General features: G+C 65.0%; 10 protein-coding genes and 1 riboswitch. Of the genes, 4 read left to right on the top strand and 6 right to left on the bottom strand.

What is annotated here, in order from left to right; all coding sequences use genetic code 11:
• The 4 genes from ACOJSF_RS11090 to prpB form a co-directional block, all read left to right on the top strand.
• On the top strand, positions 1 to 313 hold a 313-nt coding region (locus ACOJSF_RS11090), incomplete at its 5' end, for a hypothetical protein (RefSeq protein WP_420142260.1).
• Positions 310 to 1,470 (top strand): 2-methylaconitate cis-trans isomerase PrpF, encoded by a 1,161-nt coding sequence (gene prpF / locus ACOJSF_RS11085; RefSeq protein ID WP_420142259.1) that lies wholly within the window; start codon positions 310 to 312, stop codon positions 1,468 to 1,470. The genes ACOJSF_RS11090 and prpF, both read left to right, overlap by 4 nt.
• Positions 1,471 to 1,480: 10 nt before the next feature.
• Positions 1,481 to 2,629, top strand: a complete 1,149-nt coding sequence (gene prpC / locus ACOJSF_RS11080; RefSeq protein WP_420142258.1) for a bifunctional 2-methylcitrate synthase/citrate synthase — start codon at positions 1,481 to 1,483, stop codon at positions 2,627 to 2,629.
• A 490-nt stretch (positions 2,630 to 3,119) separates the two neighbouring features.
• The gene (prpB, locus tag ACOJSF_RS11075; protein ID WP_420142257.1) at positions 3,120 to 4,043 is read left to right on the top strand and encodes a methylisocitrate lyase; all 924 of its coding nucleotides are present in this window, start codon (positions 3,120 to 3,122) and stop codon (positions 4,041 to 4,043) included.
• A 45-nt stretch (positions 4,044 to 4,088) separates the two neighbouring features.
• On the opposite strand, the gene ACOJSF_RS11070 is transcribed toward prpB, so the two are convergent.
• The 6 genes from ACOJSF_RS11070 to ACOJSF_RS11045 form a co-directional block, all read right to left on the bottom strand.
• Entirely contained in the window at positions 4,089 to 4,586 is a 498-nt protein-coding gene (locus ACOJSF_RS11070) for a flavin reductase family protein (RefSeq protein WP_420142256.1), read from the bottom strand.
• Between the two features lie 47 nt (positions 4,587 to 4,633).
• Positions 4,634 to 5,632 carry a bile acid:sodium symporter family protein gene (locus ACOJSF_RS11065; RefSeq protein WP_420142255.1) on the bottom strand — a complete coding sequence of 333 codons (999 nt, stop codon included), beginning with the start codon at positions 5,630 to 5,632 and terminating at the stop codon, positions 4,634 to 4,636.
• 115 nt (positions 5,633 to 5,747) lie between these two features.
• A complete protein-coding gene (locus ACOJSF_RS11060; protein WP_420142254.1) occupies positions 5,748 to 6,776 on the bottom strand; it encodes a methionine synthase in 1,029 nt (342 codons plus the stop codon).
• A 28-nt stretch (positions 6,777 to 6,804) separates the two neighbouring features.
• The gene (locus ACOJSF_RS11055; RefSeq protein ID WP_420142253.1) at positions 6,805 to 7,788 is read right to left on the bottom strand and encodes a DUF1852 domain-containing protein; all 984 of its coding nucleotides are present in this window, start codon (positions 7,786 to 7,788) and stop codon (positions 6,805 to 6,807) included.
• 124 nt (positions 7,789 to 7,912) lie between these two features.
• Positions 7,913 to 8,136, bottom strand: a riboswitch (cobalamin riboswitch).
• Between the two features lie 41 nt (positions 8,137 to 8,177).
• Positions 8,178 to 8,873: an epoxyqueuosine reductase QueH gene (locus ACOJSF_RS11050; RefSeq protein WP_420142252.1), complete on the bottom strand. Its 696-nt coding sequence runs from the start codon at positions 8,871 to 8,873 to the stop codon at positions 8,178 to 8,180.
• A 146-nt stretch (positions 8,874 to 9,019) separates the two neighbouring features.
• A complete protein-coding gene (locus ACOJSF_RS11045; RefSeq protein ID WP_420142251.1) occupies positions 9,020 to 9,442 on the bottom strand; it encodes a hypothetical protein in 423 nt (140 codons plus the stop codon).
• Positions 9,443 to 9,611: the final 169 nt, after the last annotated feature.

The raw sequence follows: 9,611 nt of genomic DNA, 5'->3' as shown, positions 1-9,611 counted from the left end.
GTTCCGCCGCGTGATCGGCAGCCCCGACCCGTATGGCGCGCATATCGACGGGATGGGCGTGCTGCCGCTGGAGTTCATGCACGGCACGACCCGCCTGGGGCTGAAGCTCGACGGCACCGAGACGTTCGACGTGTCGGGTATCCCGGATGCCAGCGCCGAATTGCTGCTGGTGATCCGGCGGCGTGACGGATTGGCCGAAGAGGTGCCGGTATTGTGCCGCCTCGACACCGCCGAAGAGGTGTCGATCTACGAGGCGGGCGGGGTGCTGCAACGCTTCGCGCAGGATTTCCTTGCGTCGAGTGCGGCGGCGTGACGCCGCAGATCCGCATCCCGGCCACCTATATGCGTGGCGGCACCAGCAAGGGCGTGTTCTTCCGGCTCGAAGACCTCCCCGAGCGCGCGCGGACGCCGGGCGAGGCGCGCGACCGGCTGTTCCGCCGCGTGATCGGCAGCCCCGACCCGTATGGCGCGCATATCGACGGGATGGGCGGGGCGACGTCCAGCACGTCCAAATGCGTGATCGTTTCTCCGGCGACGCGGACGGGCCATGACGTCGATTACCTCTATGGGCAGATCGCGATCGACAGCGGTGCGCTCGACTGGTCGAGCAACTGCGGGAACCTGTCCACCGCGGTCGGGGCCTTTGCTATCCAGGCCGGCTATGTCGATGCCGCCCGGGCGATCGACGGGCTGTGCAAGGTCCGTATCTGGCAGGCCAATATCGGCAAGACGATCGTCACCCATGTGCCCGTGGCCGATGGGCAGGTCATCGAGACGGGCGAGTTCGAGCTCGACGGTGTCGCCTTCCCGGCTGCCGAGATCGTGCTGGAGTTCGTCGATCCCGCCGATGCGTCGGACGCGCTGTTCCCGACGGGCCATCCGGTCGATACGCTGGAGGTCGACGACGCCGTGGTGCCGGGCGGCAGGATCCGGGCGACCCTCATCAATGCCGGCGTGCCGACCATCTTCGTCGAGGCGGAGGATCTCGGATATACCGGTGCCGAGCTTCGCGACGCCATCAACGGCGACGCGGACGCGCTCGCCCGCTTCGAGGCGCTGCGCACGGCCGGCGCGGAGGCGATGGGCATCGTCAAGACGACGCGCGCACCGGCCATCGCCTTCGTCGCCGCGCCGATCGACCATCGCACGTCGAGCGGCCGGGATGTGGCGGCCGGCGAGATCGACCTGCTCGTCCGCGCGCTGTCGATGGGCAAGCTTCACCACGCGATGATGGGCACGGCGTCGGTCGCCATTGCCGCTGCAGCGGCGGTGCCGGGCACGCTGGTCAACAAGGCGGCGGGGGGCGGCGAGCGGACATCGATCCGCTTCGGCCATCCTTCCGGCGCGCTGCGTGTCGGTGCCGAGGCGCATCAGGCGGACGGCCAATGGGTTATCACCAAAGCGGTCATGAGCCGCAGCGCGCGGGTGCTGATGGACGGTCACGTCCACGTCCCCGCCGACAGTTTCTGAGAGGAAAGCCATGAACGACGCCCCCACCTTCAAGCCCAAGAAGTCCGTCGCCCTGTCGGGTGTCGCGGCGGGCAACACCGCGCTCTGCACGGTCGGCAAAACCGGCAACGACCTCCATTATCGCGGCTACGACATTCTCGACTTCGCGGAGGCCGCGGAGTTCGAGGAGATCGCCTATCTGCTCGTCCACGGCCATCTGCCCGATGCGGGCGAGCTTCGCGGCTACAAGGCGAAGCTGCGCAGCCTGCGCGGGCTGCCGCTCACGGTGAAGGAGGCGCTGGCGGCGATCCCCGCCAGTGCGCATCCGATGGACGTGATGCGCACCGGCGTCTCGGCATTGGGCTGCGCGCTGCCGGAAAAGGACGATCACGCGGGCCCCGGCGCGCGCGACATCGCCGACCGGCTGATGGCCTCATTGGGCTCGATGCTGCTCTACTGGTATCACCTCAGCCACAATGGCCGGGAGATCGACGTCGAGACCGACGACGACAGCATCGGCGCGCATTTCCTCCACCTGCTCCACGGGCACGCGCCGTCGGACAGCTGGGTGCGCGCGATGCACACTAGCCTGATCCTCTACGCCGAGCATGAGTTCAACGCCTCCACCTTCACCGCGCGCGTGATCGCGGGCACCGGCAGCGACATGCACAGCTGCATCACCGGCGCGATCGGCGCGCTGCGCGGCCCCAAGCACGGCGGCGCCAACGAGGTCGCGTTCGAGATCCAGAAGCGCTACCAGAACCCCGACGAGGCCGAGGCCGACATCCGCCGCCGCGTCGAGAACAAGGAAGTCGTGATCGGCTTCGGCCACCCGGTCTACACCGTCAGCGACCCGCGCAACGTCGTCATCAAGCGCGTCGCGAAGACGCTGTCGGACGAGGCGGGCTCGACCAAGATGTACGACATCGCCGACCGCCTGGAAGCGGTGATGATGGACGCCAAGAAGATGTTCCCGAACCTCGACTGGTTCTCGGCCGTCTCCTATCACATGATGGGCGTGCCGACCGCGATGTTCACACCGCTCTTCGTCATCGCCCGCACCAGCGGCTGGGCCGCGCACGTCATCGAGCAGCGCGAGGACAACAAGATCATCCGCCCGAGCGCAAACTATGTCGGGCCGGAGGATCGGACGTGGGTGCCGTTGGCGGAGCGAGGGTGAGCTTGGTCCGGGCTCGATCAGTCAACGCAGATCGAGCCCTCGCTCGTGACTGCGCCATTGTCGATTTCAGCGTAGCAGCCGAACGTCGAGCGGGTCGCCTCACACATGCCTTGCGCTCGTTCACCCGGCTGCGGAACAGGGCTGTTCGGTGGACCGCTGACCGGGAGCAGACACTTGCCCTGGCAGTCAGCTTTCGCGGAACACACCTTCCCGGCGTCGGAGTAGTTGAACTGACAAAACGGCGAACCAAACGGCCCACGACTTTCGTAGCCTCCTTGTGCGACGCAGCTCTGCCGTTCATTTCCCGTCAGACGCGGTCGCGGTTGCGCGCAGCTTCCAGTAAGTCCCGCAATCAGCAGCGATATTGTAACACGACCGCGGAGTTTGGAATGCGCCTGACGCTGCATGTCACTTCTCCTTACGCGGCCTAAAACAGAGGCTAACTTCGCGCCACTCGATCTTCAACGGTCAGAAGACACCAAGGAACCCCATGCCCTACCTCCTCGCCTCCGACCTCCCCACCGAATCCGCCGGCAAGCGCTTCCGCGCTGCCCTGAACCGCCCCGGCATCTATCAGCTGCCCGGCGCGCACAACGGGCAGGCGGCGATCCAGGCGCGTAACGCCGGGTTCGACGGGCTGTATCTCTCCGGCGCGGCGATGACCGCGTCGATGGGCCTGCCCGACCTCGGCATCATCACGGTCGACGAGGTCGCTTTCTTCATCCGACAGATCGTCCGTGCCTCGGGCCTGCCGCTGCTGGTCGACGGCGACACCGGCTATGGCGAGGCGCTGAACGTCATGCACATGGTCCGCACTTTCGAGGATGCGGGCGCGGGCGCGGTGCATCTGGAGGATCAGATCCTGCCCAAGAAGTGCGGGCATCTGAACGGCAAAGCCCTTGTCAGCCCCACCGACATGGCCGCCAAGGTCGCCGCCGCCGCCAAGGCGCGCCGCGACATGGTGATCGTGGCGCGCACTGACGCGGTCGGCGTCGACGGCTTCGACGCCGCGATCGACCGCGCCAAGCTCTACGTCGAGGCGGGCGCCGACGCGATCTTCCCCGAGGGGCTGACCAGCCGCGAGATGTTCGAGAAGTTCCACGCGGCGATGCCCGACGTGCCGCTGCTCGCCAATATGACCGAATTCGGCAAGACGCCGTTCTTCACGGCGAGCGAGTTCGAGGCGATGGGCTACAAGCTGGTGATCTGGCCCGTCAGCTCGCTGCGCGCCGCGAACAAGGCGCAGGAGGAGTTGTACGCCGCGATCAAGCGCGACGGCGGGACGATGAACTTCCTCGATCGGATGCAGACCCGGCAGGAGCTGTACGATACGATCGGCCTCCACGCCTTCGAGGAGCTCGACGCGAACATCATCCAGACGATCGTGCCGCAGGGGATGCCGCAGGACGGTTGATCGTTTCCGGGGGGCGCGACCTTGCGCCGCGTCCCCGACCCGGCGCTATCCGATCGGCGTCAGCGTGTGAAAATCGCTGGAGTGAAAGACCAGCGGCATGATCCCCTCGGCGGTCGCGGCACGGCGGAGCCGGAACAGGATAATGTCATGGTCGCCCGCCGCGATCTCCTGCTCGACCGAACATTCCAGCCAGGCCACGGCCTCGGCGAGGAACACCGCGCCATCCGCGGTCGTCTCGTATCCGAGCCCCCGGAAGCGATCCCCGCCCGGTTTCGCCAGTTGACGCGCCGTCGCGGCATGGCTCGCTCCGAGGAACGAGATGCCGATGCGTCCGAAGCCGCGCAATTGCCGCCAGGTCGCCGAACCATGCTTGATGCAGACCGAGACGAGGGGCGGCGTGATCGAGATGGCGACGAACGCGCTCGCCGTCATGCCGACGGGATCGCCCTGGTCCATCGCACAGAGCGCCGTGACGCCGGTCGGGAACCGGCCGAACACGCGGCGCAGGTCGGCCTCTTCGTCGATAGGGGTCAACAGGTTCATCGGTGTCGGTCCTGAAGCGTCGGGTGCATCGGCATCGGGGAATGGGATCATGTCCGCGCGGGGACGATTGGAACGGCGGTCTCGGCCCGCTGCGCGTAGCGCCGGGCAAGTGCGGCACAGACCATCAACTGCATCTGGTGGAACAGCATCAGCGGCAGGACGATCAGGCCGACCGCGCTGGCGGGGAAGATGATGTTGGCCATCGGCAGGCCGCTCGCCATGCTCTTCTTCGATCCGCAGAACACGATGGCGATCTCGTCTCCGGTGGTGAAGCGCAGGAAGCGGCTTGCCGCCGTGGTGGCGACCAGCACGACCGCCAGCATCACGAAGTCGAGGACGATGACGAGCCCGAGGCTTGACGGCGTCACCCTGCTCCAGATGCCGGCCACGACGCCCGCGCTGAAGGCGGAATAGACGACCAGCAGGATCGAGCCGCGATCGACGACCATCGTCAGCGTCTTCTGGCGGTTCAGCCATTCGCCGATAAGCGGGCGTGCGAACTGGCCGACAACGAACGGCAGCAGGATCTGGAGCGCAATGTCGCCCACCGCATCCAGTGACATGCCGCCCGTCCCGGCGCTGAGGACCATCATCGCCAGCAGCGGTGTGATGACCACCCCTGCGAGGTTCGACAGGGATGCGCAGCAAAGGGCCGCGGGCACGTTGCCGCGCGCGATCGATGTGAAGGCGATCGACGACTGGACCGTCGAGGGCAGCAGCGCGACGAACATCAGCCCCGTGACGAGACCGCCGTCGAGATGCCCGTCGACGAGCCTCGCGATCCCGAAGCCCAGCAGCGGGAACACCACGTACGTCGTGGCGAACACCAAAGATTGCAGCCGCCAGTGCAGGATGCCCGTCCAGATCGCCTGTCGGGAGATCCGCGCGCCGTAGATGAAGAACAGGAGCGCGATGGCGGCGTGCACCACGATGTCGAGCACGTCCTTGCCCGCGCCCCGGGCGGGCAGGATCGCGGCGATCACCACCATTCCGACGATCGCGAGGATATAGGCGTCGATCCGCAGTCGGCTCAGGATGGCCTTCATGGTTGAACTTCCGGTCTGGCGGTTCGCCGGGGCGGGCGAACCGCTGATGCGTTCCTCATCCCCTGCGCCGTGCCCGCCCCGTCATGGATAGGCCGGCACGGCATAGCGGTCAGGATCAGGCCGCCAGTTCCTTGCGGACGATCTCCGCGCCGGCCCCCAGCGCCTTCAGCTTGCCCCGGGCGACGTCGCGCGACAGCGGCGCCATCCCGCAATTGGTGGCCGGATAGAGCTTGTCCGCATCGACGAAACGCAGCGCATTGCGCAGCGTGTCGGCGACCTGTTCGGGCGTCTCGATCGTGTCGGTCGCGACGTCGATCGCGCCGACCATCACCTTCTTGCCGCGGATCAGTTCGATCAGGTCCATCGGCACGCGCGAATTCTGGCACTCGAGCGAAATGATATCGATCTTCGACTTCTGGAGGTTGGGGAAGGTTTCCTCATATTGGCGCCATTCAGAGCCGAGCGTCTTCTTCCAATCGGTGTTGGCCTTGATGCCATAGCCGTAGCAGATGTGGACGGCGGTTTCGGCCTTGAGCCCCTCGGCAGCGCGCTCCAGCGTGGCGATACCCCAGTCGGTCGCCTCTTCGAAGAAGACGTTGAACGCGGGTTCGTCGAACTGGATGATGTCAACGCCGACCGCCTCCAGTTCGCGCGCTTCCTGGTTCAGGATCTGCGCGAACTCCCAGGCCAGCTTCTCGCGGCTCCGGTAATGCGCATCGTACAGCGTGTCGATCATCGTCATGGGACCGGGCAGCGTCCACTTGATCGGCTTGTCGGTCTGCCCGCGTAGGTACCTAGCATCCTCCACGAACACCGAGTTCGGCCGCGAAACCGCCCCGACGACCGTGGGCACGCTGGCGTCATAGCGGTTGCGGATGCGTACTGTCTCGCGCTTCTCGAAATCGACCCCGTCCAGATGCTCGATGAACGTCGTCACGAAGTGCTGGCGGGTCTGTTCACCGTCCCCGACGATGTCGATGCCCGCCTGCCGTTGATCGTCCACCGCCAGCCGCAGCGCATCCTGCTTGCCCCTGACCAGATCCTCGCCTTCCAGCCGCCAGGGCGACCAGATCGTCTCGGGCTGGGCAAGCCAGGAGGGCTTGGGCAGGCTGCCCGCGGTCGTCGTCGGCAACAATGTCGTCATGATGCAGATACCTTGATGTGCGTGGGGGTCAGAGGCCGCAGGTCGCGGACCAGCGCTGGAGCGTGGGCCAATGCGGCTTGATGAAATGCTCTTCGGCGAATTTGCCCTGCTCGACGGCGAGCCGGCTGCGCTCCTCGCGATCATAGACGATGCGGGTCAGCGAATAGTCCTGGTACTTCAAGCTCGGCTGATAATGCTCCGCCGCCACGGAGTTCGCGTTGTAGATCTCCGGACGATAGATCTTCTGGAACGTCTCCATCGTCGCGATCGTGCTGGCGAGTTCGAGGTTGGTGTAATCGCTGACCAGATCGCCGATATGGTAGAAGGCGAACGGCGCGACGCTGTGCGGCGGCATGAAGTAGCGCACCTTCATGCCCATCTTCGCGAAATATTGATCGGTTGGCGAGAATTTGTCGTTCCGATACTCGACCCCGAGGATCGGATGCACGTTGGCGGTCCGGTGATAGACCTCCTTGCTCGACACGCTCAGGCAGATGACCGGGGGTTTGCGGAAATTTTCGCGGTAGGCGCTCGATCCGAGAAAGTGCTTGAACAGATTGCCGTGCAGATCGCCGAAGCCCTCCGGCGCGCCGCTCCCCCCGGCCTTGAGGTGGTCGGGCAGGACGACGCTGAAGTCGTAATCGCGCACATAGGAGGAGAAGTTGTTGCCGATCATGCCGTCGGACCGTTCGCCGCTGATCCTGTCGATGACGGTGGTGTGCAGGATCTCGATCAGCGGGAAGGCTTCGTCGTCGGCGCCGTCCCCGAGGGTGAGCGCGGCCGAGATGATCTCCAGCTCCAGCGTGTAGCGATCACCTTTGGGATTGTCCCAGTGCATCAGCGCGTTGAAACGGTGGTCGATCATCACCAGCGTGCTGCGGAGGTTCTCCTGGCGGCTTTCCCCGCGCGCGAGATTGGCGAAGTTGGTGGTGATGCGCGTGTTGTCGGCCGGACGATAATCCTCGTCGAACGGGATACTGCTGATCGAGAATGTGAACCCGTTCTTCGTCATGACTCACCCAGGCTTTGCGGGCGGAAGGTCAGGCGAAAGCGCGCAAGACACGGGCGGGCCCGGGTGGCATCACGCCACAGACCACGCATCAAGCGCGATCCACCGGAGGAACCCCCGTCCGAGGAACGTTATGGCGTCGAAAGGCAGGTCTCCTGGCTTACGGGTCAACGCGGTGGCTCCGGCCTTCCCAGGCCCCTTGCGGGAACCCAGTGACACGAAATGGAGCCGCCGCTCGCCGCTTACAGTTGCGGGGGCAGCGCCGGACTCTGTCCCGAAGGACACCACCGGCTTCCCGTCTTAGCCCCATCGCCATGCCTGGGATGGGGAACCTCGACATCGCCGTTCAATACCATCGGCTCGATGCTGTCAATAACGATATAAAGATATCTTTATATGATGGTTGGCGACTGCCCGCCGTGGCCAGCAATGGGCATGGACCGGGCCATCGAGATATTGACCGGTCGGGAGCAATCCCGATCAGGGAGCTGTGGAATTGACCGCGAGCCTAAGCCGCAGTTTCCCCACCGTCGGCGTCGCCATAATAGAGCTTGCCGATCTCGATTTTCTGGCCGTCCCTGGCTCACACGGTGGGCGTTGGTGTCGCGCAGCGAGAAGACACAACCGCAATATTCCTGCTGGTAGAAACGCTCGCGCTTGGAAATGTCGATCATGCGCGCGGCACCGCCGCCCTTGCGCCAGTTGAACGTCCAATAGTCGATGCCGGGATAATGCGACGCCGCGCGCTCGCCCGATCCGTTGATCTGGTTCATGTCCTTCCAGCGCGAGATGCCGAGCGACGAGGTGATGACGGGAAAGCCGTTCTCGTGCGCGTAGAGCGCGGTGCGTTCGAACCGCATGTCGAAACACATCGTGCAGCGTTCGCCGCGCTCCGGCGCCCATTCCATCCCCTTTGCCCGCTTGAACCAGTTGACCGTGTCATAGTCGGCATCGACGAACGGAACGCCGTGATCCTCGGCGAAGCGGATGTTCTCGTCCTTCCGCAGGAGGTATTCCTCCTTGGGATGGATGTTGGGGTTGTAGAAGAAGATGGTGTAATCGATGCCGCTGGCGGTCATCGCTTCCATCACCTCGCCCGAACACGGCGCGCAGCAGCTATGCAGCAGAACCTTGGTGTGGCCGCCGGGTGGTACGAGCTTCGGTCGATCGATCGGCGTCATGATATTCTCTCGAGCGTGCATGCGGCTTTGAACGAGTGGGAGCCTCGGGCTGCCTATTGGCTTGCGGCATAATGGCTGATCCAATCCACCGTCTTACCGATGTCGCCGAACGGATAGAAATGAAGTCGCACCGGTCCATGTCCGCTCGTCAGACCGGCGGCGAGACGATCCACGAATTCTTCCGGTCTGGACGTTCCCAATAACTTGGTAGCGGAGATACCATATTTTGCGAGGATGGCGGTCGACGCGCCGACGCCGCATCGGGCAGCGAACCGCATCAGCGTCGCTACGCCTGCCGGTCCGGGAACACCGATCCGCACCTGATGATGCAATCCGCGTTCGCGAAGCCCCTCTAGCCAGCGCAGGACGACGTCCGCGTCGAAGGCGAATTGCGTGACGATCATCGGCGACATGCCGCGCTCCTCGATGCTTCGGCACTTTGATGCCAGCGCGGCCCAGCACTCCGCCTCGATCATGACCGGATGGCCTTCGGGATGCCCCCCGATGCCGATCGTCTCGACGCCACACCGTTCGAAAGCGCCCGTCGCGATCAGGGAGGCGCTGTCCGGAAACGGTCCGAGCGGGTGGGGCGGGTCGCCGGCTACGACAAAACATCGCTTGATGCCGGCATCGGCAACCGTCTCG

Source organism: Sphingomonas sp. (assembly GCF_048594985.1).
In the GTDB taxonomy this organism is placed as follows: Bacteria; Pseudomonadota; Alphaproteobacteria; order Sphingomonadales; family Sphingomonadaceae; genus Sphingomonas_I.
The sequence above is the reverse complement of the archived record's forward strand: the minus strand, read 5'-3'. Positions and strand labels throughout refer to the sequence as shown.

Coding starts and splice junctions, on each gene's coding strand:
- prpC (WP_420142258.1), top strand. CDS start 1,481: ATGAACGACGCCCCCACCTTCAAGCCCAAGAAGTCCGTCGCCCTGTCG.
- prpB (WP_420142257.1), top strand. CDS start 3,120: ATGCCCTACCTCCTCGCCTCCGACCTCCCCACCGAATCCGCCGGCAAG.
- ACOJSF_RS11070 (WP_420142256.1), bottom strand. CDS start 4,586: ATGAACCTGTTGACCCCTATCGACGAAGAGGCCGACCTGCGCCGCGTG.
- ACOJSF_RS11065 (WP_420142255.1), bottom strand. CDS start 5,632: ATGAAGGCCATCCTGAGCCGACTGCGGATCGACGCCTATATCCTCGCG.
- ACOJSF_RS11060 (WP_420142254.1), bottom strand. CDS start 6,776: ATGACGACATTGTTGCCGACGACGACCGCGGGCAGCCTGCCCAAGCCC.
- ACOJSF_RS11055 (WP_420142253.1), bottom strand. CDS start 7,788: ATGACGAAGAACGGGTTCACATTCTCGATCAGCAGTATCCCGTTCGAC.
- ACOJSF_RS11050 (WP_420142252.1), bottom strand. CDS start 8,873: ATGGAAGCGATGACCGCCAGCGGCATCGATTACACCATCTTCTTCTAC.
- ACOJSF_RS11045 (WP_420142251.1), bottom strand. CDS start 9,442: ATGATCGAGGCGGAGTGCTGGGCCGCGCTGGCATCAAAGTGCCGAAGC.